The organism is Magnetospirillum sp. LM-5 (genome assembly GCF_902729445.1).
Lineage (GTDB): Bacteria > Pseudomonadota > Alphaproteobacteria > Rhodospirillales > Magnetospirillaceae > Magnetospirillum.
In genome coordinates this window covers 155,286-175,838 of record NZ_CACVCE010000034.1, presented here as the reverse complement: position 1 = coordinate 175,838, position 20,553 = coordinate 155,286, and the positions used below count along the sequence as shown (strand labels likewise).

At 66.9% G+C, this 20,553-nt stretch carries 20 protein-coding genes; 13 read left to right on the top strand and 7 right to left on the bottom strand.

What is annotated here, in order from left to right; translation table 11 throughout:
* The first annotated feature begins 3 nt into the window (after positions 1-3).
* Genes MTBLM5_RS12735 through pgi form a run of 4 tightly spaced genes read left to right on the top strand, consistent with a single transcriptional unit; the run spans position 4 to position 3,509 of the window.
* Positions 4-543: a DsbE family thiol:disulfide interchange protein gene (locus tag MTBLM5_RS12735; protein ID WP_173976467.1), complete on the top strand. Its 540-nt coding sequence runs from the start codon at positions 4-6 to the stop codon at positions 541-543.
* Complete coding sequence (locus MTBLM5_RS12730) at positions 540-1,007, top strand: cytochrome c-type biogenesis protein (protein ID WP_173976466.1); 468 nt, start codon at positions 540-542, stop codon at positions 1,005-1,007. Before MTBLM5_RS12735 ends, MTBLM5_RS12730 begins: the two co-directional genes overlap by 4 nt.
* On the top strand, positions 1,004-1,834 hold the full coding sequence (gene ccmI / locus MTBLM5_RS12725; protein WP_173976465.1) for a c-type cytochrome biogenesis protein CcmI: 831 nt from the start codon (positions 1,004-1,006) through the stop codon (positions 1,832-1,834). The genes MTBLM5_RS12730 and ccmI overlap by 4 nt, the downstream gene beginning before the upstream one ends.
* Positions 1,835-1,886: 52 nt before the next feature.
* The gene (gene pgi, locus MTBLM5_RS12720; protein WP_173976464.1) at positions 1,887-3,509 is read left to right on the top strand and encodes a glucose-6-phosphate isomerase; all 1,623 of its coding nucleotides are present in this window, start codon (positions 1,887-1,889) and stop codon (positions 3,507-3,509) included.
* 191 nt (positions 3,510-3,700) lie between these two features.
* Here the strand turns inward: pgi and MTBLM5_RS12715 are convergent, their stop codons facing one another.
* The 4 genes from MTBLM5_RS12715 to MTBLM5_RS12700 form a co-directional block, all read right to left on the bottom strand.
* Complete coding sequence (locus MTBLM5_RS12715) at positions 3,701-4,057, bottom strand: hypothetical protein (RefSeq protein WP_173976463.1); 357 nt, start codon at positions 4,055-4,057, stop codon at positions 3,701-3,703.
* An 82-nt stretch (positions 4,058-4,139) separates the two neighbouring features.
* The gene (locus MTBLM5_RS12710) at positions 4,140-7,226 is read right to left on the bottom strand and encodes an error-prone DNA polymerase (RefSeq protein ID WP_173976462.1); all 3,087 of its coding nucleotides are present in this window, start codon (positions 7,224-7,226) and stop codon (positions 4,140-4,142) included.
* Positions 7,223-8,728, bottom strand: a complete 1,506-nt coding sequence (locus MTBLM5_RS18935) for a DNA polymerase Y family protein (protein ID WP_173976461.1) — start codon at positions 8,726-8,728, stop codon at positions 7,223-7,225. Before MTBLM5_RS18935 ends, MTBLM5_RS12710 begins: the two co-directional genes overlap by 4 nt.
* A complete protein-coding gene (locus tag MTBLM5_RS12700) occupies positions 8,649-9,368 on the bottom strand; it encodes an ImuA family protein (protein ID WP_173976460.1) in 720 nt (239 codons plus the stop codon). Before MTBLM5_RS12700 ends, MTBLM5_RS18935 begins: the two co-directional genes overlap by 80 nt.
* A gap of 149 nt (positions 9,369-9,517) precedes the next feature.
* Between MTBLM5_RS12700 and MTBLM5_RS12695 the strand changes: the two genes are divergently transcribed.
* From MTBLM5_RS12695 to MTBLM5_RS12675, 5 genes are all read left to right on the top strand, one after another.
* A complete protein-coding gene (locus MTBLM5_RS12695) occupies positions 9,518-10,396 on the top strand; it encodes a glycine--tRNA ligase subunit alpha (protein WP_068500701.1) in 879 nt (292 codons plus the stop codon).
* A gap of 3 nt (positions 10,397-10,399) precedes the next feature.
* Positions 10,400-12,472 carry a glycine--tRNA ligase subunit beta gene (gene glyS, locus MTBLM5_RS12690; protein WP_173976459.1) on the top strand — a complete coding sequence of 691 codons (2,073 nt, stop codon included), beginning with the start codon at positions 10,400-10,402 and terminating at the stop codon, positions 12,470-12,472.
* A gap of 77 nt (positions 12,473-12,549) precedes the next feature.
* Positions 12,550-15,237 carry a pyruvate, phosphate dikinase gene (gene ppdK / locus MTBLM5_RS12685; protein ID WP_173976458.1) on the top strand — a complete coding sequence of 896 codons (2,688 nt, stop codon included), beginning with the start codon at positions 12,550-12,552 and terminating at the stop codon, positions 15,235-15,237.
* A gap of 106 nt (positions 15,238-15,343) precedes the next feature.
* Entirely contained in the window at positions 15,344-15,523 is a 180-nt protein-coding gene (locus MTBLM5_RS12680; RefSeq protein WP_173976457.1) for a type II toxin-antitoxin system HicA family toxin, read from the top strand.
* Entirely contained in the window at positions 15,523-15,915 is a 393-nt protein-coding gene (locus MTBLM5_RS12675) for a type II toxin-antitoxin system HicB family antitoxin (protein ID WP_173976456.1), read from the top strand. The genes MTBLM5_RS12680 and MTBLM5_RS12675 overlap by 1 nt, the downstream gene beginning before the upstream one ends.
* A 9-nt stretch (positions 15,916-15,924) precedes the next feature.
* On the opposite strand, the gene MTBLM5_RS12670 is transcribed toward MTBLM5_RS12675, so the two are convergent.
* The 3 genes from MTBLM5_RS12670 to MTBLM5_RS12660 are packed head-to-tail and all read right to left on the bottom strand — an operon-like array spanning position 15,925 to position 17,679.
* Positions 15,925-16,413 (bottom strand): YajQ family cyclic di-GMP-binding protein, encoded by a 489-nt coding sequence (locus MTBLM5_RS12670; RefSeq protein ID WP_173976455.1) that lies wholly within the window; start codon positions 16,411-16,413, stop codon positions 15,925-15,927.
* Positions 16,414-16,471: 58 nt separating this feature from the next.
* Positions 16,472-17,086, bottom strand: a complete 615-nt coding sequence (locus MTBLM5_RS12665; RefSeq protein WP_173976454.1) for a cation transporter — start codon at positions 17,084-17,086, stop codon at positions 16,472-16,474.
* 11 nt (positions 17,087-17,097) lie between these two features.
* Entirely contained in the window at positions 17,098-17,679 is a 582-nt protein-coding gene (locus tag MTBLM5_RS12660; protein ID WP_173976453.1) for a TMEM165/GDT1 family protein, read from the bottom strand.
* A gap of 207 nt (positions 17,680-17,886) precedes the next feature.
* On the opposite strand from MTBLM5_RS12660, the gene MTBLM5_RS12655 reads away from it, so the two are divergent.
* Genes MTBLM5_RS12655 through rlmN form a run of 4 tightly spaced genes read left to right on the top strand, consistent with a single transcriptional unit; the run spans position 17,887 to position 20,474 of the window.
* Positions 17,887-18,147 carry a hypothetical protein gene (locus tag MTBLM5_RS12655; protein WP_173976452.1) on the top strand — a complete coding sequence of 87 codons (261 nt, stop codon included), beginning with the start codon at positions 17,887-17,889 and terminating at the stop codon, positions 18,145-18,147.
* A gap of 47 nt (positions 18,148-18,194) precedes the next feature.
* Positions 18,195-18,764, top strand: a complete 570-nt coding sequence (locus tag MTBLM5_RS12650) for an NUDIX hydrolase (protein ID WP_173976451.1) — start codon at positions 18,195-18,197, stop codon at positions 18,762-18,764.
* Positions 18,765-18,789: 25 nt separating this feature from the next.
* A complete protein-coding gene (locus MTBLM5_RS12645; RefSeq protein WP_173976450.1) occupies positions 18,790-19,293 on the top strand; it encodes an invasion associated locus B family protein in 504 nt (167 codons plus the stop codon).
* A gap of 47 nt (positions 19,294-19,340) precedes the next feature.
* Positions 19,341-20,474, top strand: a complete 1,134-nt coding sequence (rlmN, locus tag MTBLM5_RS12640) for a 23S rRNA (adenine(2503)-C(2))-methyltransferase RlmN (protein WP_173976449.1) — start codon at positions 19,341-19,343, stop codon at positions 20,472-20,474.
* The last annotated feature ends 79 nt before the right edge of the window (positions 20,475-20,553 follow it).

Below are 20,553 nucleotides of genomic sequence, written 5' to 3'. Positions count from 1 at the left end.
TCGATGCGCCGTCTTCTTTATCTGCTGCCGGTGCTGGTGTTCGCCGGGCTGGCCCTGTTCTTCTTGAAGGGGCTGACGCTCAATCCGCGTGAGCTGCCGTCGATGCTGATCGACCGCCCGGTGCCCGAGATGAACCTGCCGCCGCTGCCCGGGCGCGGTGCCGATACCGGGCTTGCCAGCGCCGATCTGACGGGCCGGGTGTCGCTGGTCAACATCTATGGGTCGTGGTGCATCGCCTGCATCCAGGAACATCCCTATCTGCAAAAGATCAAGGAGCTGGGGGTGGTGCCGATCCACGGCATCGACTGGCGCGACGATCCGGTCGAGGGCGCCAAGTGGCTGAAGAAGCACGGCGATCCTTATGCCCGGGTGGGCTCGGATCCGGCGCCCGGGCGCACCGCCATCGATTTCGGCGTCACCGGCGCGCCCGAGACCTTCGTCGTCGATAAGAACGGCATCATCCGCTACAAGCATATCGGCCCGGTCGATATGCGGGTGTGGGAAAAGACCTTGCTGCCGATCATCCGGGAGCTGAACAAATGATCCGTCTGGCCGTGCTTTTGTCGGTCTTGTGGCTGGCCCAGCCCGCTTTCGCCGCCGACCCGTCCGAGATGCTGAAGGACCCGGCGCTGGAAAAGCGTGCCCACACCCTGGGCAAGGAATTGCGCTGCCTGGTCTGCCAAAGCGAATCCATCGAGGATTCCAACGCCGACCTGGCCAAGGATCTGCGCATCATCGTGCGCGAGCAGATCGGCAAGGGCGCCAGCGACGAGCAGGTCAAGAAGTTCGTGGTCGATCGCTATGGCGATTACGTCCTGCTGAACCCGCCCTTCAAGGGGGCGACCCTGGTGCTGTGGCTGGGGCCGTTCGGCCTGTTGGCGGTATCGCTGGTGGCGGCCTGGGCCTTCTTTCGCCGTCGCGCCAAGGGCCAGGCGCCGGCCGGATCCGCCCCCCTGTCCGATGCCGAGAAGCGTCGCCTGGAAGCCCTGTTGAAGGACGGCAAATGATCTGGCTGGTTTTCGCTGCGTTGGTTCTGGCCACCCTGGCTATCTTGCTGGTGCCGCTGCTGCGGCCCAAGGCGGCCGGGCCGGATCGGGCCGAATACGACCTGACCGTCTATAAGGACCAGTTGGCCGAGATCGAGCGTGAGCTGGAACGCGGCACCTTGAAGCCCGACCAGGCCGAGGCGGCGCGGACCGAGATCAGCCGCCGCATCCTGGCTGCCGCCGAGCAGCGCGGCAAGAAGGCGACCAAGGCGGGGCGGCCGTTGGGGCTGATCATCGGCCTGGCGCTGGCGGTGCCGATGATCGCGGCGGGCTTTTATGTCACGCTGGGCTCGCCCGATTTGCCCGACCGCCCGTTCTCGGGGCGCGCCGCCCAGGTGCGCCAGGCCCAGGACCAGACCGAGATGATCCGCGGCATGGTCGCCCAACTGACCGCCAAGCTGGAAAAGAACCCGGCCGACGGCAAGGGCTGGAACATGCTGGGCCGCTCGCTGCGGGTGATGGGCCAGACCGACGATGCCGCCGAGGCCTATCGCAAGGCGGTCAAGCTGCTGCCCGGCGATACCCAGGTGCGGATGGAATTCGCCGCCCTGCTGCTGGATCAGGTGCCGCAAGGCTCGGCCCTGCCGGCCGAACTGGTCGGGCTGATGCGCCAGGTCGCGGCCATCGATCCCACCAATGTCGATGCCCTTTACTTCCTGGGCATCGCCGCCGCGCAAGCCGGCGACAAGGCCAAGGCCAAGGATTTGTGGCGAAAGGCGGCCGCCCTGTTGCCCGAGGGCAGCCAGGATCGCCAAGATATCATCAAGCAGATCGAGACACTGGAATAGGGCTGCGCTAGAATCCTGACCGCCTTGTAGGAATGCATGGGGGGAGCCGGTGATGACGCATCCGACGGAAAGGCCCGCCTGGCGGGCGCTTGAAGCCCATGCCCAGGCGATGGCGCCGGAAACCATGCGCGAGATGTTCGACCGCGATCCCGGGCGGTTCGCTGGCTTCTCCGCCCGGCTTGACGATTTGCTGCTGGATTATTCCAAGAACCGCGTCAGCCATCAGACCATGACGTTGCTGATGGACCTGGCCCGCCAATCCGGCGTCGAGCACGCCCGCGCGGCGATGTTCGCCGGCGAGAAGATCAACGCCACCGAACGGCGCGCCGTGCTGCACGTCGCCTTGCGCCACCGCGACCATTCCGCCATCCGTGTCGATGGCGCCGACGTCATGGGGCCGGTGCGGGCGGTGCTGGCCAAGATGAAGGATTTTTCCCGGTCCGTGCGCTCGGGCACCTGGAAGGGTGCGACCGGTAAGCCGATGACCAGCGTGGTCAATATCGGCATCGGCGGCTCGGACCTTGGCCCGGTGATGGTGACCGAGGCGCTGAAGCCCTATCACCAGCCGGGTCTGGCGGTGCGCTTCGTCTCGAACGTCGACGGCACCCACATGGCCGAGACGCTGAAGCTGTGCGACCCGGAAACCACCTTGTTCATCGTGGCGTCCAAGACCTTCACCACCCAGGAAACCATCGCCAACGCCACCAGCGCGCGGGACTGGCTGGTCGGCCATCTGGGCGAGGCGGCGGTGCCCCGGCATTTCGTGGCGCTATCGACCAACGAGGCGGCGGTGACCGCCTTCGGCATCGACCCGGCCAACATGTTCGAGTTCTGGGACTGGGTCGGCGGGCGCTATTCGCTGTGGTCGGCCATCGGCCTGTCGATCGCGGTGGCCATCGGCTTCGAACGGTTCGAGGAATTGCTGGAAGGGGCCGCCCGCATGGACCAGCACTTCCTGACCGCGCCGCTGGACGTCAACATGCCGGTGATCCTGGCCATGCTGGGGGTGTGGTACAACAATTTCCTGGGGGCCGCCGCCCATGCCGTGCTGCCCTACGACCAGTATCTGCACCGGCTGGCCGCCTATCTGCAGCAGCTCGACATGGAAAGCAACGGCAAGGGGGTGGCGCTGGACGGAATTCCGGTCAGCTGGCAGACCGGCCCGATCCTGTTCGGCGAGCCGGGCACCAACGGCCAGCACGCCTTCTATCAATTGATCCACCAGGGCACCAAGCTGATCCCCTGCGACTTCCTGGTCGCCGCCAACAGCCACAATCCGCTGGGCGAGCATCATGACCTGCTGCTGTCCAACGTGCTGGCCCAGCCGGAAGCGCTGATGAAGGGCCGCACCCTGGCGGAAGTGAAGGCGGCCGACCCCACTTTGTCGGACGAGCAGGCGGCGCACCGGGTGTTTTCCGGCAACCGGCCCAGCAACACGCTTCTCTACAAGCAACTGGACCCGCGCACGCTGGGCATGCTGATCGCCCTTTACGAACACAAGGTGTTCGTCCAGGGCGTGGTGTGGTCGATCAATTCCTTCGACCAATGGGGGGTGGAACTGGGCAAGCAACTGGCCAAGACCATCCTGCCCGAGTTGAAGAACGGCCCGAATCCTGGCGCCCACGACAGCTCGACCACCGGCCTGATCGAGGCGGTGCGGGCGATGCGCTCGTAAAGAAGTCCTTCGCTTGGATCGGGGTGCCTTTTCTTGTTTGGCGCCCGCTATAAGGCGGGCAGAGCCCGCCGCAGCGCGGGAAAACGACCGGAACCCGCGCGGAAAGCTTGCTTGAGCACGGGTTCACCCAACAAAAATCGGGGAAAAGTACACCGAGGCGAAGCCGAGGGACTTTTTCACGGACAACGGTATCAGTGATGGACCAGGGTCTCGGCCTTGTCCATGACCCGGCGCCACATCAGCCAGGCGATCGAGGGCAGCATCAGGGTCAGGCCCAAACGGGCGAAGACGGCGCTGGCGCCGTTGCGTTCGCCCGATAGCAAGATGGTGTCGGTGCAGGCGAAGCGCTGGGCGAACTCGCCCTCGCAGCCGGCCAGGCGTTCCTTGACCGCCGGCGAGCGGTGATTTTCCAGCGCGTTGGGGTTCAGCTCCGACAGCATGGCCTGGCCGACCACGCCGATCCACGCACAGCACAAGATCGCCAGCACCTGGCCCAAAAGGCGCAGGCGGTGATGAAGTCGTTCCAGCGGATGGATGCGGTGGGTCACGTTGCCAAGCCTTCTGCTGACAATCGGAGTTTCTCTCCAGGTCGTCATTATGCCGGTTTTTGGCGATTTTCGCAAGTTTAGCCTAACAGAAGTCGCGCGAGCGCGGCACCAGCAGGCCCAGCGCCCCGGTCATGTCCAGGATGGTCTTGGCGACGAGGTGGACCACCGGGCCTTCGCGCTGGATGGTGCCGTCGATGCGCAACAGCCGGCCGGTCAGCACCGCCTTGCGCGCCGCCTCGAACACGGTCGGCCACACCACGATGTTGGCGATGCCGCTTTCATCTTCCAGCGTCAGGAAGATCACGCCGCTGGCGGTTCCGGGGCGCTGGCGCACCAGCACCAGGCCGGCCACGGCGATGCGGCCGCCCTGACGCCGGGCCAGATCGGCCGCCGGCCTGACGCCGGCACTATCCAGGTTGGGGCGCAGCAGGGCCAGCGGATGGGCCTTCAGCGACAGGCGCAGGCTGGCGTAATCGTGCACCACCTCCTCGCCCAGACCCATGGTCGGCAGGCTGACCGTGGGTTCCCGCGACGGTGTCGCCGCCAATGCCGCCAGCAGCGGCGGCGGCGGCGCGGTCAGCGCCTTGGCCTGCCACAAGGCGTCGCGACGCGACAGCTTCAGCGAGCCGAAGGCGTCGGCGCGGGCCAGGCGTTCCAGTTCGGCCCGGGTCAGGCCGGTGCGGGCGACCAGATCGGCGAACGAGCCATAGGGCCGCCTTGCCGCCAGGCGCCGGCCGCAGGCCTCGGGCAATCCGTCGATCTGGCGAAGGCCCAGCCGCAGGGCCAGGCCACCGCCCTTTCGCTCTTCCAGGCGATTGTCCCAGTCGCTGGCCGACACATCGACCGGGCGGACCTCGATGCCGTGATCCTGGGCGTCGCGGACGATCTGGGCTGGGGCGTAGAACCCCATCGGCTGGCTGTTGAGCAGGGCGCAGGCGAACGCCGCCGGGTGATGGCATTTCAGCCAGGCCGAGACATAGACCAGATGGGCGAAGCTGGCGGCGTGGGATTCCGGGAAGCCGTATTCGGCGAATCCCTCGATCTGGCGAAACACCCGCTCGGCGAATTCGTCGGTATAGCCGCGCTCCCGCATGCCCTTGATCAGCTTGTCGCGGAAACGCCCGACCTGGCCGGTGCGACGGAAGGCGGCCATCGAGCGGCGCAATTGGTCGGCCTCGGCCGGGGTGAAGCCGGCGGCGACGATGGCGATCTGCATCACCTGTTCCTGGAACAAGGGCACCCCCAGGGTCTTGCCCAGCACCCGTTCCAGCTCGGGCGAGGGGTATTCGACCTTTTCCAGGCCCTGGCGGCGGCGCAGATAGGGGTGGACCATGTCGCCCTGGATCGGGCCGGGCCGCACGATCGCCACCTCGATGACCAGATCATAGAAACAGCGGGGCTTCAGGCGCGGCAGCATGGTCATCTGCGCCCGGCTTTCCACCTGGAACACCCCGATGGAATCGGCCCGGCCCAGCATGTCGTAAACGGCTGTGTCCTCGCGCGGCACGGTGGCGAGGTCGATCTCGATGCCGCAATGGGCGGCCAGCAGGGCGAAGGCCTTGCGGATGCAGGTCAGCATGCCGAGCGCCAGCACATCGACCTTGACCATGCCCAGGGTGTCCAGATCGTCCTTGTCCCATTCGATCACGGTGCGCCCTTCCATGCGGGCGTTCTCGATGGGAACCAGTTCGTCCAGGCGGTGGCGCGACACCACGAATCCGCCGACATGCTGCGACAGATGGCGGGGAAAGCCGGTCAGTTGGGCGGCCAGGTCCAGCACCCGGGCCAGGGCGGGCTGGTCCGGGTCCAGCCCCAGCTCGCGCACGCGGGCCGGGTCGATGGGTTTCGAGGAATAGCCCGAACTGGTCTTGGCCAGGGCGGCGACGGTATCTTCGGACAGGCCCAGGGCGCGGCCGACCTCGCGCACCGCCGAGCGGGCGCGGTAATGGATCACCGTCGCGGTCAGGCCGGCGCGGTCGCGGCCGTGGCGGGCATAGATGTGCTGGATCACCTCTTCCCGGCGCTCATGCTCGAAATCGACGTCGATGTCGGGCGGCTCGCCCCGCTCGGCCGAGATGAAACGCTCGAACAGCAGGTCGAAGACGGCCGGATCGACATTGGTGATGCCCAGGCAGAAACACACCGCCGAATTGGCCGCCGAGCCCCGGCCCTGGCACAAGATGCCCCGCTGGCGGGCGAAGCGGACGATGCCCTCGACGGTCAGGAAATAGGGGGCGAAGCCCAACTGGTCGATCAGCGCCATCTCGTGGGCCAGAGCGGCCTGGACCTTGGCCGGGATGCCTGCCGGGTAACGCTGTGCGCCACCCACGGCGACCAGGGCTGCCAGGCGCTGGTGCGGGGTTTGGCCGTCGCCTTCTTCCTCGTCGGGATATTCATAGCGCAACTGGTCCAGCGAGAAACGGCACAACCGGGCGATGTCGGCGGTCCGGGCGATGGCGTCGGGGTGGCGGGCGAACAGGCGGGCCATTTCCTCGGGCGGTTTCAGATGGCGCTCGGCATGGGCGGCCAGGGCCCAGCCGGCGGCGGTGATGCTGGTGCCCAGGCGGATGCAGGTCAGCACGTCCAGCAGCGGCCGGCGGTCCGGCACATGCATCAGCACGTCGTTGGTGGCGACCAAGGGCGTGGCGCATTGGCCGGCCAGGTCATCAAGGCCAGCCAGGCGGGCGCGGTCGCGGTCGTCGAAGCGGCGGCTGGCGGCCAGGAACACCCGGCCGGGGCGGTCGCGGCCCCAGGCGGCCAGTTCGGCGGCAAAGGCCGCATCGGGATCGGGGGGCGGCAGGGCGATCAGCACTTGGCCGTCGGCATGGCCGGCCAGCTCGGCGCGGGTGAAGGCGCACGAGCCTTTGTCGGCGCGCCGGCGCCCCAGGGTCAACAGCCGGGTCAGCCGACCCCAGGCGGCGCGGTCGGTGGGCAGGCACAGCATGGCCATGCCGTCGGTGGGTTCAAGCCGGGCACCGGGCAACAGGCGGATGCCGGCGTGGCGGGCCGCCCCGTGGGCGCGCACGATGCCGGCCACCGAATTGCGGTCGGTGACCGCCAGCGCCGACAGCCCCAGGGCGGCGGCGGCACTGGCCAATTCGTCGGGATGCGAGGCGCCGTGCAGGAAGCTGTAATTGCTGGTGACCTGCAATTCACAATACGGGGTCAAGACACCAACCCATGCAGGAACCAGCGGGGCGGCGGGTCGGCGCCGAACCAGCCTTCGCGGTACAGCCAGAAGCGCTGGCCGGTCTCGTCCTCGACGCAGTAATAGTCGCGGGTCGGCGCATGCTGCTTCCACCAGGCATCGGCGATGCGCTCGGGTCCGTCGGCCACGCGGATGCGGTGGGTGGTGCGCCGCCAGCGAAACAACACCGGCGGGTTGTCGGGGATGGGGGCGACGGCCTCGACCGGCTCGGGCGGGTCGAACAGGCGGATCGGACGCCGGCCCACCGGCCAGCCTGCCTGCGGGTCGAAGCCGGCCAACGGCGGCCGGCGCAGCACCGCCTGTTCCGGCACATGGCTGGCATTGGGCAACAGCCGCGCCACCCGTCCGTCGCCCAGCCGGGCGGCCAGGGCGTCGAACAGGCGGGCGCATCGGGCCTGGCCGTCGGCGGCGGCGGCGCTGGCGGCGCCCAGCCGGGTCTGTTCCGGAGCCAAGGCGGCCAGACCCAAGGCCGCCACGGCGATGGTCTCGACGCCGAAGCCGGCATCCAGGCTGTCGAGCTGGGGGCGCAGCAATTTCAGCAGATGGGGCGCGTCGCGGCTGGGCCGCCCGGTTCCGACGGCCAGGCGCAGCACCGCCGCATCGACTCGGAACAGGCTGACCTCGATCCGCCTAAGGCCCATCCCCTCGCCATCCAGGCGGCGGCACAATTCGGCCAACAGGCCTTCCAGCGCCGCTTCCACCGCCTCGGTGCGGCCGATCGGCTCGGCGAAGGATCGCTGGACCCGGTGGGGGGCGACCGGGGCCAGGGGCGAGATCGGCTCGGGCAGGTCGCCCAATGCCTGGTCCAGGCGGCGGCCCGGCTCGGGGCCGAAGCGGGCGGTGAGCGGTGCGCGGGCCATGCCCAACAGGTCGCCGATCACCCGCAAGCCCACCGCCTCCAGCCCGGCGACGGTGGCGCCGTTCAGCCGGAGCGCGGCCAGCGGCAGCGGCGCCAGCGCGTCGCGCGGCCGGCCGGGCGGCAGGATCGGGGAATTACCCCGGCCGTGATGCGCCCAGGCCCAGGCCGCCCCGGGAGTGTCGGCGATGGCGGCCCGCACGCTGAAGCCCTGGCGCGTCAGCCGGGCGGTCAGGTCGGCCAGCAATGGGGCCTCGCCACCCCACAGATGGGCGCAGCCGGTGATGTCCAACCACAGGCCGTGATCGGCCGGGGCCGCCAGCGGGCTATAGCGGGTGGCCCAGTCGGACAGTCCTTCCAGCAGGCGCTGGTCGGCCATCGGCTGGGCCGGGCGGCTGATCAGGTCGGGGGCCAGGGCCAGGGAATCGGCCAAGGTGGCGCCCGGGCGCAGCCCGGCATGACGGGCCAGCGGGTCCACCGCCACGACGCGCTGGACCTGGCCGGCGGCCATCGTCAGGGCCAGCGGCCTATCCGGCGGCGCGCAGCCAGTGCGGCGCAGCCGCTCGGTCGCCAGATCCGGCAGCCAGACGAAGATTACCCGTCGCATCACACCACTCCACATCCCAGGACAAGGCGGAATCGGCGGCCAGGGCGGTGCCCCGGCAGCGGGTCAGGGCCAGCCGCCACACCGCCCGGCCCGGCGCCGGGGCACGGGCGTCGGTCGGGCGCGGATCGACCCGCCAGCGGGTCAGGGCGTTGGGCACCGGCGCGCCGCGATTGAGCAGCACCAGCATGGTGCCGCCGGCCTGGGCGGCCAGGTGCAGGCGCCGCGCCGCGATCAGGTCGGGCACCGCCAGTTCGGCGATGATGGCGGCCAGGCCAGGGCAGCGCGCCGCTTCCTCGGTCGCCCACAGGGCGTCGGCGGGGCGCCGGGCCTGAACCGTCACCAATCGGCGCGGCGGCAAGCCCAGGGCGGCCAGGGCCGGGGCATAGGGCAAGGAACCGGCCGCCAGCCACAGGACCGGACGGCGCAGCGCCTGGGCGGCCCGGCCCGCCAGCCAGGCGCAAAAGCCCGGCGCGCACGCATCGCCCGGATCGGCGACGTCGTGCAGCCCCCCCAGCGCCAGCCCGCCCCACGGCAGGGCGCGGTCGATCGCGGGCAGGCCCAAGGGCAGGGCCTTGTGATCGTCGCCCCGGTCCTGGGGCGCGAAGCGGGCGCGCAATTGGGCGAAATCGGCATTCGGCATGGCGGTTCACGAATCTGTTCACGGAACATTCTGCGAACAATTCGACTTTCGAGTCAAGGGGGCTCGACACGGGCGCCCTTGACCGGAACCGGGGGGCTGGTTAGGGTTTGCCAGTCCTTTCATCCACTTTCCGAAAGACGGCGATTCTCATGGGCCACAGCGGTACGAAGAAGCCCAGCTTCCAGCAACTCATCCTGACCCTTCAGAATTTCTGGGCCGAGCAGGGCTGCCTGATCCTGCAGCCCTATGACATGGAAGTGGGCGCCGGAACCTTTCATCCGGCGACGACCCTGCGGGCCTTGGGGCCGAAGCCCTGGAAGTGCGCCTATGTCCAGCCGTCGCGCCGGCCCAAGGATGGCCGCTATGGCGAGAATCCCAACCGTCTGCAGCATTACTATCAGTATCAGGTGCTGCTGAAGCCCAGCCCGCAGAATTCGCAGGAACTGTACCTGGAAAGCCTGAAGCGCCTGGGCATCGACCCGTTGTCGCACGATATCCGCTTCGTCGAGGACGATTGGGAAAGCCCGACCCTGGGCGCCTGGGGTCTGGGCTGGGAAGTGTGGTGCGACGGCATGGAGGTGACGCAATTCACCTATTTCCAGCAGGTGGGCGGCATCGAGTGCGACCCCGTCGCCGTCGAGCTGACCTATGGGCTGGAGCGTCTGGCCATGTACATCCAGGGCGTCGAGAACGTCTATGACCTGGATTTCAACGGCGACGGCGTTTCCTATGGCGACGTCTTCCTGCAGGCCGAGCAGGAATATTCCGCCCATAATTTCGAACATGCCGACACCGACATGCTGTACCAGCACTTCGTCGATGCCGAAAAGGAATGCCAGGCCCTGCTGCGGGCCAATCTGGCGCTGCCGGCCTATGACCAGTGCATCAAGGCGTCGCATCGTTTCAATCTGCTGGACGCGCGCGGCGTCATCTCGGTGACCGAGCGGCAAAGCTATATCGGCCGGGTTCGCGCGCTGGCCAAGGCTTGCTGCGAAGGCTGGCTCGCCACCCAGGCGAAGGGGGCCTGACCGATGGCTGAATTGCTGCTGGAAATCTTTTCCGAGGAAATCCCCGCCCGCATGCAGGCCGGTGCTTCCGAGTCCCTGCACAAGCTGGTGACCGACGGGCTGGCCAAGAACGGCCTGACCTTCGACGCCGCCAAAAGCTTCGTCACCCCGCGCCGTCTGGTGCTGGTGGTCGAGGGACTGCCGCTGGCCGGCCCCGACGTCAAGGAAGAGCGGCGCGGCCCGCGCGTCGGCGCGCCTGAGCAGGCGATGGCCGGCTTCCTGGCTTCGACCGGCCTGACGCTGGAGCAGCTGGAAAAGCGCGACACCGGCAAGGGCGAGTTCTGGTTCGCCAATATCGAGAAGAAGGGCCGCGCCACGCCCGAGGTGATCAAGGAAGCGGTCGAGACGGCGATGGCCGAGTTCCCGTGGCCGAAATCCATGCGCTGGGGCGCCAATTCCGTGCGCTGGGTCCGGCCGATCCAATCGATCCTGTGCCTGTTCAATGGGGCCGTGGTGCCGGTGTCGTTCGGGCCGATCCAGGCTGGCGACAGCACCGAGGGCCATCGGTTCCTGGCTCCGGCCCGCTTCGCGGTCAAGGATTTCGCCGATTATGCCGCCCGGCTGGCCAACGCCAAGGTGATGCTGGACCCGTTCGAGCGCCGCCACGACATCCTGCGCCAGGCCGAGGCGGCGGTGGCCAAGGAAGGCCTGACCCTGAAGGTCGATGACGGCCTGCTGGCCGAGGTCACCGGCCTGGTCGAATGGCCCACCATCCTGGTCGGCACCATCGATTCCAAGTTCATGGGCGTGCCGGCCGAGGTGCTGATCACCTCGATGCGGGCGCACCAGAAGTATTTCTCGGCCCTGAAGGCCGACGGTTCTCTGGCGCCGCGCTTCCTGGTGACCTCGAACATGGTCACCGCTGATGGCGGCGCCCAGGTGGTGGCCGGCAACCAGCGGGTCCTGCGCGCCCGTCTGTCCGACGCCGCCTTCTTCTGGGACACCGACCGCAAGGCCCGGCTGGATTCGCGCCTGCCCAAGCTGGCCGAGCGGCTGTTCTATGCCAAGCTGGGCACCATGGCCGACAAGGTCGCCCGCATGGTCGAACTGGCGCGTCACCTGACCGCCTTCGTGCCTGACGCCCACGCCAACGATGCGGCGCGCGCAGCCCAACTGGCCAAGGCCGACCTGTCGACCGAGATGGTCGGCGAGTTCCCCGAACTGCAGGGCATCATGGGGCGTTACTACGCCCTGCATGACGGCGAGAAGCCGGACATCGCCGACGCCATCGCCGCCCATTACTCGCCGCAAGGCCCAAGCGACGGCGTGCCGACCGCGCCGCTGTCGGTGTGCGTCGCCCTGGCCGACAAGATCGACAGCCTGGTCGGCTTCTTCGGCATCGACGAAAAGCCGACCGGCTCGAAGGACCCGTTCGCGCTGCGCCGCGCAGCCCTGGGCATCATTCGCCTGGTGGTGGAAAACGGCCTGCGCCTGCCTTTGTTCCAGCTGTTCCAGTTCGCCCACGCCCAGTATTCGCCGGGCCAGTTGAACGGCGAGGCCAAGATGGTCGCCAACGACCTGTTGGACTTCTTCGCCGATCGCCTGAAGGTGCACCTGAAGGAAAAGGGCGTGCGCCACGATCTGGTCAACGCGGTGTTCAGCCTGGGCGACGAGGACGATCTGGTCCGCCTGCTGGCCCGGGTCCAGGCCTTGTCGGATTTCCTGGCCTCGGATGACGGCTCGAACCTTCTGGTGGCCTATCGCCGCGCAGCCAATATCGTGCGGATCGAGGAAAAGAAGGACGGCGTGTCCTATGTCGGTTCGGCCGATGCCAAGGCCCTGAAGCAGCCCGAGGAAACCGCCCTGGCGGCGGCCCTGGCCGAGGTTCGCCAGGCGGCGGCCCTGGCCTTGAAGGCGGAAGATTTCTCGACGGCGATGGCGGCTCTTGCAAGGTTGCGCCGTCCGGTGGATGCTTTCTTCGAAAGCGTGACGGTCAATGCCGACGAACCGGCATTGCGCGTCAACCGTCTGAAGCTTCTGGCCGAGATCGGCGCCGCGCTGGGCGAGGTGGCCGATTTCTCGAAGGTCGAAGGCTGATCATAATATCGGATGCGGGGGAACCAACCCCCGCCACCCCTTGGGACGCCGGATAACGCTTAAGGAAGGGACGTACCATGAGCAGTAAGTGGGTCTACAGCTTCGGTGGTGGCCGCGCCGAGGGGCGCTCGGACATGAAGAACCTGCTGGGCGGCAAGGGGGCCAATCTGGCCGAAATGGCCAATCTGGGCATCCCGGTGCCGCCGGGCTTCACCATTCCCACCGAGGCTTGCACCTTTTACTACCAGAACGGCAACACCTATCCCGAGGGATTGCAGGATCAGGTGATGGCGGCGCTGGCCACCGTCGAGCAGATCATGGGCGCCAAGTTCGGCGACCAGGTCAATCCGCTCTTGGTGTCGGTGCGCTCGGGCGCCCGGGCCTCGATGCCCGGCATGATGGACACCATCCTCAATCTCGGCCTGAACGACGTGTCGGTCGAAGGTCTGGCCAAGCGCTCGGGCGATGCCCGCTTCGCCTATGATTCCTATCGCCGCTTCATCCAGATGTATTCCGACGTGGTGTTGGGCGTCGACCATCACCATTTCGAGGAAATCCTGGAAGAGGCCAAGGACGACCGGAACGTCAAGCTGGACACCGAACTGTCCGCCGACGATTGGAAGAAGGTGGTCGCCAAGTACAAGGACAAGGTCAAGGCCGCCCTGGGCCGGCCGTTCCCGCAAGACGTCCATGAACAATTGTGGGGCGCCGTCGGCGCGGTGTTCGGCAGCTGGATGAACCAGCGCGCCATCACCTATCGCCGCCTGCACGACATTCCCGAAAGCTGGGGCACCGCCGTCAACGTCCAGGCCATGGTGTTCGGCAATATGGGCGAGGATTGCTGTACCGGCGTGTGCTTCACCCGCGACCCCTCGACCGGCGACAACGATTTCTATGGCGAGTTCCTGATCAACGCCCAGGGCGAGGACGTGGTCGCCGGCATCCGCACGCCGCAGCAGCTGACCATCCACGGCCGCGAGCTGCAGCGTTCCGACCTGCCCAGCATGGAAGAGGCGATGCCGGTGGTGTTCAAGGAACTGAACGCCATCCGCCACAAGCTGGAAGCCCACTACAAGGACATGCAGGACATGGAGTTCACGGTCCAGCAGGGCCGCCTGTGGATGCTGCAGACCCGCACCGGCAAGCGCACCACCAAGGCGGCCTTGAAGATCGCCGTGGACATGGCCCGCGAAGGCCTGATCACCCGTAAGGACGCCATCGGCCGCATCGATCCGGCGGCCTTGGACCAGTTGCTGCACCCGACGCTCGACCCCAAGGCGTCGCGCACCATGCTGGCGCGCGGCCTGCCGGCCAGCCCGGGCGCGGCTTCGGGCAAGGTGGTGTTCTCGGCCGAGGACGCCGAGAAGTGGGTCAAGGACCGCAAGGAGAAGGTCATCCTGGTCCGCATCGAGACCAGCCCGGAAGATATCGGCGGCATGCATGTGTCCGAAGGCATCCTGACCACCCGGGGCGGCATGACCAGCCACGCCGCCGTGGTGGCGCGCGGCATGGGCACGCCTTGCGTCGCGGGCGCCGGCGATATCCGCGTCGATTACGCAGCCAAGAGCTTCAAGGTCGCCGGCAAGGTGGTGGCGGAAGGCGACGTCATCACCCTGGACGGCGGCACCGGCGAGGTGTTCCTGGGCGCGGTGCCGACCATCCAGCCGGAACTGACCGGCGATTTCGCCACGCTGATGGAATGGGTCGATACCATCCGCACCATGAAGGTGCGCACCAACGCCGAGACGCCGTTGGACGCCGCCACCGCGCGCAAGTTCGGCGCCGAGGGCATCGGCCTGTGTCGCACCGAGCACATGTTCTTCGCCCCCGAGCGCATCCTGGCGGTGCGCGAGATGATCCTGGCCGCCGACGAAAAGGGCCGCCGCGCTGCCCTGGCCAAGCTTTTGCCGTTCCAGCGCCAGGACTTCATCGATCTGTTCACCATCATGCAGGGCCTGCCGGTGACCATCCGCCTGCTGGACCCGCCGCTGCACGAGTTCCTGCCCCACACCGACGCCGACATCGCCGAGATCGCCAAGGCGGCCAATGTCGATGTGGCGGCGGTCAAGGCACGCAACGCGTCCTTGCATGAATCCAACCCGATGCTGGGCCATCGCGGTTGCCGGCTGGGCATCACCTATCCGGAAATCTACGAGATGCAGGCCCAGGCCATTTTCGAGGCCGCGGTCTCGGTCTCGCAGGAAACCGGCCGTACGGTGACGCCCGAGGTGATGATCCCGCTGGTCGGCGCCAAGAAGGAACTGGACCTGATGAAGGATGCGGTCGACAAGATCGCCGCCGAGGTGTTCGCCGCCATGGGCCAAAGCGTCAAGTACCATGTCGGCACCATGATCGAGCTGCCGCGTGCGGCGTTGATGGCCGGCGACATCGCCAACACCGCCGAATTCTTCTCGTTCGGCACCAACGACCTGACCCAGACCACCTTCGGCATGAGCCGCGACGATTCCGGCCCGTTCCTGGAAGTCTATCGCGCCAAGGGCATCTACGAGCACGATCCCTTCGCCCAGTTGGACCAGGACGGTGTGGGCGAGCTGATCAAGATCGCCGCCGAGCGCGGCCGTGCCACTCGGCCCGGTCTGAAGCTCGGCATTTGCGGCGAGCATGGCGGCGACCCCAGCTCGGTCGGCTTCTGCCAGAAGGTCGGGCTGGATTACGTGTCGTGCTCGCCCTATCGCGTGCCGATCGCACGGCTTGCCGCCGCCCAGGCGGTGCTGGGCAAGGAAGGCGGCAGCGGGACGAAGTAAGGCGGCCGTCGCCCGGAAACGAAGAAGCCCCGGCCGCAAGGTCGGGGCTTTTTCGTTTGGTGTGTAACGTTGACACTGGCGGCGGCGCCGTGTAGCGTCAGGGGTCATGAAAAGCGCCGAGCTGATCCGCCTTCTGGAAGGCGATGGATGGGTCCTGGACCGGGTTCGGGGCTCGCATCATGTGTTCCGGCATCCGATCAAGTCCGGCATCGTGGTCGTTCCACATCCGAAGAAGGATCTCGGGACCGGGCTGGTCGTGGCGATCCGCAAACAGGCAGGTGTTTGATGCGCTATCCCATCCTGATCGAGGAAGGCTCGGACAATGCGGCGTTTGGCGTGGTCGTTCCCGATCTGCCGGGCTGCTTCTCGGCCGGCGACACCCTGGACGAGGCGATGGAGGTGGCCGTGGAAGCGGCGGCGGCATGGATCGACGCGGCTCTGGATGCCGGGGTGGAAATTCCCGCGCCGTCTCGGCTGGCCGACGCGCGCTCGCTGCCGGGTTACGAGGGATGGAGCGTCGGCATCATCGAGCTCGATTCCGCCTTGTTCGATGACAGCATCGAACGGGTCAACATCACCTTGCCCAAGCGGGTCTTGCGTCGGCTGGACGATCTGGCGGCCGCGCGCCACCAAAGCCGGGGCGCGTTCATCGCCGAACTGACCATGCACAAGCGCTAATCCGCCCCCTCAATCCCTAAAATTGACGAATTGCAGCGGGCGGTCATGCTCGCCCTTGCGCAGCAGGGCGATCACTTCCTGCAACTCGTCGCGCTTCTTGCCGGTGACCCGCAATTCGTCGCCCTGGATGGCGGCCTGGACCTTGATCTTGCTGTCCTTGATCAGCTTGACCAGATTCTTGGCCAGGTCCTTGTCGATGCCTTCCTTGATGGCGATCTCGTGCCGAAGCGTGTTGCCCGAGGCCTTTTCCGGCGCCTTGGTGAAATCCAGCGACTTGGGGTCGACGTTGCGGCGGGTGAAATAGACCTTCACCAGTTCATGCATCTGCTTCAGCTTCAGATCGTCGTCGGCGATGATGGTGATCAGCTGTTCCTTGCGCTCGATGGTGCATTTCGAGCCCTTGAAGTCGAAGCGGGTGGCGACTTCGCGGACGATGCCGGCCAGGGCGTTGTCCACCTCGGCCATTTCGGTCTTGGAAACGATGTCGAACGACGGCATGGATCTGGCCTTCCTCTCTGGCAAGTTTTCAGCACGATGGGCGAAGCGGGCGGCTTGATCAAGTCCGCCATTCGCGCCAGGCGTGGCCCAGCACCTGGATTGATCCCCAAAGCGCCAGCGCCGCCATGATGGCCGCGACCGCGAAGTCGGGCCAGCCCGTTTGCGAGGCCAAGACGCCGCCGGCCGCCGCCATCACCGCGACGTTGCCCAAGGCGTCGTTGCGCGAACAGATCCACACCGAACGCATGTTGCTGTCGCCTTCGCGGAAGGCGTACAGCATCACCGCCACGCCGACATTGGCCATGAAGGCCAGCACGCCGATGGCGCCCATGACCGGGGCCTCGGGCACGGTGCCGGCGACCGCGTGCATGAGGGTGTTGCCCGCCACCCACAGACCGAACGCCGCCATGGTGGCGCCCTTCAGCATCGAGGCCGCCGCCCGGCGGCGCAGGCTCATGCCCAGCACGAACAGGCTGACGCCGTAATTGGCGGCGTCGCCCAGGAAGTCCAGGGCGTCGGCCTGCAGCGACGAGGATTCCGAGGCGATGCCCGCGCCGATTTCCACCAGGAACATCAACGAGTTGATCGCCAGGGCCACCCACAGGGCCCGGCGGAACCGCCCCGAGCCGGACGGGGGCGGGCTGCCGCATTGATCGCCGCAACAAGATCCCATGGCTGCCTCCGCTATTGGCCGAAGCTTGGCATGAATCCCATCAGGGTCAAGATTCCCAGCAGAACGAAGATCGCGGCCGCGACGGCATGGACCAGCTTCAGGGGCAGCTTCTCGGCGGCGACGTTGCCCAGCAGCACGGCCGGGACGTTGGCGATCATCATGCCCAGCGTGGTGCCCATCGCCACCACCACCACATCAAGATAGCGCGCCGCCAGGGCGACGGTGGCGATCTGGGTCTTGTCGCCCATTTCCAGGGTGAAGAAGGCGATGGTGGTGGCCAGGAACACCGACGCATGCGAGCGTTTGACCGGGTCGTCCTCGTCATCGACGCTGTCGGGCACCAGCATCCACAGGCCCATGGCAATGAAGGACAGACCCAGAACCCACCGCATGATCTCGGGCCCCACCGCCATCGACACCACTTGCCCGACCAGGGCGGCCAAGGCGTGATTGGCGATGGTGGCGACAAAGATGCCGGCGATGATCGGGATGGGGCGACGGAACCGCGCCGCCAGCAGCAGGGCCAGCAACTGGGTCTTGTCCCCGATTTCGGCGATGGCGACGATGGAGGTCGAGACGAGAAAGGCTTCCACGGGGCAGGTCCCTGATTGTTCCCCGCGAGAAGGGGCGGGCGGAGACTACCGCCCGTCCATGCTCTTGCGCAAGAAGGCGATGGAATCGGCCAGCGAGCGGTCGCGCACGGTCAGGGCCAGAATGCGCATGCGGTTCACCCAAGGTTAAGGGGCTGTGTGCTATAACCGGCGGAAGGAATGTCAACACGCCTTTGATTGGGGTTTTTCATGGCTGAAATCAACCGTGTCGGTGGTTCGTCCACCGGTTCGGGTCTGGAATCGATCCGCCAGTCGTTGGGCCTGGGCACGCCGGTCGCGCAGGCTCCAGCCGCCAGCGGGCGGAATCTCGGGGTGGCCGCGATCGGCGGCCGGGTCGATCCCGGCGCCATCGGCGGACCGCGCGGCAACCGCATCCTGCCGGCCGATTTCCCGCTGGATCAGCTGGATCGCCGCGCCGCCCGCGGCACCTATCTGGATATCCTTGTTTAGACCGATACGCCTTGCCTGATGGGCGGGGCTTGGTCACACTGACGGCCATGCAGTTCCAAGGACCCACTTCCCGTCTGGTTCCCGAAGGCGACGACCGCGAGCGTCTGGTCTGCCGCGATTGCGGCTTCGTGCTGTACGAGAACCCCAAGGTCATCGTCGGTGCCGTCTGCACCTGGGAAGACCGCTATCTGCTGTGCCGGCGCGCCATCGCGCCGCGCATCGGCTTCTGGACCATGCCGGTCGGATACATGGAACTGCACGAGACGACCGAGCAGGGCGCCATCCGCGAAGTATGGGAAGAGGCCCGCGCCACCATCGAGGTCGATGCCCTGCTGGGCCTGTACGCCATTCCGGAAATCAGCCAGGTCCACATGATCTATCGCGGCCGGATGACCAACCCCGATTTCGCCGCCGGCCCCGAAAGCCTGGAGGTCGGGCTGTTCACCTGGGACGAGATCCCGTGGGACGAACTGGCCTATCCCAACGTGCGGTGGTCGCTGGAATACGAACGCGAGATGAAGGGGCGGTCGGGCTTTGCCCCGCGCGGCCGGCCCGAGCGCCATGCTGCGACGCAAAAGGTTGACAAGGACAGCCCTGCGGTGTTGATACAGCCGTGATGTTTCACACCTTGGAAGGGCTCTGATGCGTAACGCGTTCCTTGCCGCCATGCTGGCTGTTTCCGTCGCGTCTCCGGTTCTGGCCGACGACACCAAGCGTCTGGTCGCCGTCGGTGCGTGGGAGGCCTATGCCTATACCGACCAGACCGGCAAGGTGTGCTATGCCGCAGCCAGGGCCGATCGCACGGTGGGCGGCGAGCGCGAGCGCCAGGGAACCGCTGTGGCGGTCAGCCACCGCCCGAAAAGCCCGGGCGAGGTCAGCATCATGGCCCCCTACGGCCTGAAGAAGGATTCCGAGGCGGAACTGCAGCTGGGCGCCATGAAGCACAGCTTCGTCCCCAAGGGCACGGTGGCCTGGGCCAAGGATGCCAAGGCCGACCCGGCCATCCTGGCGCAGATGCTGAAGGGCCGCGAGGTGACGGTGAAGGCGGTGCCGGCCAAGGGCCAGCCGATCACCGACACCGTCCCGCTGCGCGGTTTTCCCGAGGCCCTGGCCGCCATCGACAAGGCCTGCGGCGTCAAGCGCTGAGCGCATTTCGTTGATTTCCCGGCGCGGAATGCTTATCTGTCCCCTTCATGACCGATAGCACCTCCAAGATCGACCTGATCGGCCTGTCGCGTGAGCAGCTGGCCGCCGAGATGACCGCCATCGGCGAGAAGCCGTTTCGCGCCAAGCAGCTGTGGCACTGGCTGTATAATCGCGGCGAGACCGACTTCTTCAAGATGAGCTCGATCTCGAAGACCATGCAGGCCGCCCTGGACGAGCGCTACACGGTCGGCCGGCCGCTGGTCGAGCGCGACCTGATCAGCGTCGATACCACCCGCAAGTGGCTGCTGAAATTCCCCGACGGCAACGAGGCCGAAACGGTCTATATCCCCGACGAAGGGGAGGCCAGGGGGGCGGTGTGCATCTCGTCGCAGGTGGGCTGCACGCTGACCTGCAAGTTCTGCCATACCGGCACCCAATTGCTGGTCCGCAACCTGACCAGCGCCGAGATCGTCGGCCAGTTCCTGGTGGCGCGCGATTCCTATGGCGAGTGGCCGACGCCCGACGACAGCACCCGCCTGTTGTCCAACATCGTCATGATGGGCATGGGCGAGCCGCTTTATAATTTCGACAATGTCGCCACCGCCTTGAAGATCTTGATGGATGGCGACGGAATCGGCATCTCGAAGCGGCGCGTCACCCTTTCGACCTCGGGCGTGGTGCCGATGATGAAGCGCTGCGGCGAGGAACTGGGCGTCAACCTGGCGATTTCCCTGCATGCGGTGACCGACGAGGTGCGCGACCGCATCATGCCGATCAACAAGAAGTACCCGCTGAAGGAACTGATGGCCGCCTGCCGCGATTATCCCGGCGCCTCGAACGCCCGGCGCATCACCTTCGAATACATCATGCTGAAGGGCATTAACGATTCGCTGGTCGATGCCCGCCAATTGCTGAAGCTGGTCAAGGGCCTGCCGGCCAAGTTCAACCTGATCCCGTTCAATCCTTGGCCGGGCTCGGAATTCGAATGCTCGGACATGAAGATTGTGCGGGCCTTCTCGGATTTCCTGCAAGATAACGGCTATTCGGCGCCGATCCGGAAATCCCGGGGCCAGGACATCCTGGCCGCCTGCGGCCAGTTGCGCTCGGAAAGCCAGCGCCAGAAGCAATCGCGCATGGCGGCCCGCATCGCGGCGGGTATTCCCGACGACCACGCGGTATAGCACCGAGCCCGGAATGGACGCGAGTCGTCGCCCCACACTCCGTCATGCCCGTGCTTGACACGGGCATCCATGTGGCGCC

Coding starts and splice junctions, on each gene's coding strand:
- MTBLM5_RS12670 (WP_173976455.1), bottom strand. CDS start 16,413: ATGCCGTCGTTCGACATCGTTTCCAAGACCGAAATGGCCGAGGTGGAC.
- MTBLM5_RS12650 (WP_173976451.1), top strand. CDS start 18,195: ATGCAGTTCCAAGGACCCACTTCCCGTCTGGTTCCCGAAGGCGACGAC.
- MTBLM5_RS12695 (WP_068500701.1), top strand. CDS start 9,518: ATGGGCCACAGCGGTACGAAGAAGCCCAGCTTCCAGCAACTCATCCTG.
- MTBLM5_RS12730 (WP_173976466.1), top strand. CDS start 540: ATGATCCGTCTGGCCGTGCTTTTGTCGGTCTTGTGGCTGGCCCAGCCC.
- ccmI (WP_173976465.1), top strand. CDS start 1,004: ATGATCTGGCTGGTTTTCGCTGCGTTGGTTCTGGCCACCCTGGCTATC.
- MTBLM5_RS12680 (WP_173976457.1), top strand. CDS start 15,344: ATGAAAAGCGCCGAGCTGATCCGCCTTCTGGAAGGCGATGGATGGGTC.
- pgi (WP_173976464.1), top strand. CDS start 1,887: ATGACGCATCCGACGGAAAGGCCCGCCTGGCGGGCGCTTGAAGCCCAT.
- MTBLM5_RS12700 (WP_173976460.1), bottom strand. CDS start 9,368: ATGCCGAATGCCGATTTCGCCCAATTGCGCGCCCGCTTCGCGCCCCAG.
- rlmN (WP_173976449.1), top strand. CDS start 19,341: ATGACCGATAGCACCTCCAAGATCGACCTGATCGGCCTGTCGCGTGAG.
- glyS (WP_173976459.1), top strand. CDS start 10,400: ATGGCTGAATTGCTGCTGGAAATCTTTTCCGAGGAAATCCCCGCCCGC.
- MTBLM5_RS12675 (WP_173976456.1), top strand. CDS start 15,523: ATGCGCTATCCCATCCTGATCGAGGAAGGCTCGGACAATGCGGCGTTT.
- MTBLM5_RS12655 (WP_173976452.1), top strand. CDS start 17,887: ATGGCTGAAATCAACCGTGTCGGTGGTTCGTCCACCGGTTCGGGTCTG.
- MTBLM5_RS12735 (WP_173976467.1), top strand. CDS start 4: ATGCGCCGTCTTCTTTATCTGCTGCCGGTGCTGGTGTTCGCCGGGCTG.
- MTBLM5_RS12665 (WP_173976454.1), bottom strand. CDS start 17,086: ATGGGATCTTGTTGCGGCGATCAATGCGGCAGCCCGCCCCCGTCCGGC.
- MTBLM5_RS12645 (WP_173976450.1), top strand. CDS start 18,790: ATGCGTAACGCGTTCCTTGCCGCCATGCTGGCTGTTTCCGTCGCGTCT.
- MTBLM5_RS18935 (WP_173976461.1), bottom strand. CDS start 8,728: ATGCGACGGGTAATCTTCGTCTGGCTGCCGGATCTGGCGACCGAGCGG.
- ppdK (WP_173976458.1), top strand. CDS start 12,550: ATGAGCAGTAAGTGGGTCTACAGCTTCGGTGGTGGCCGCGCCGAGGGG.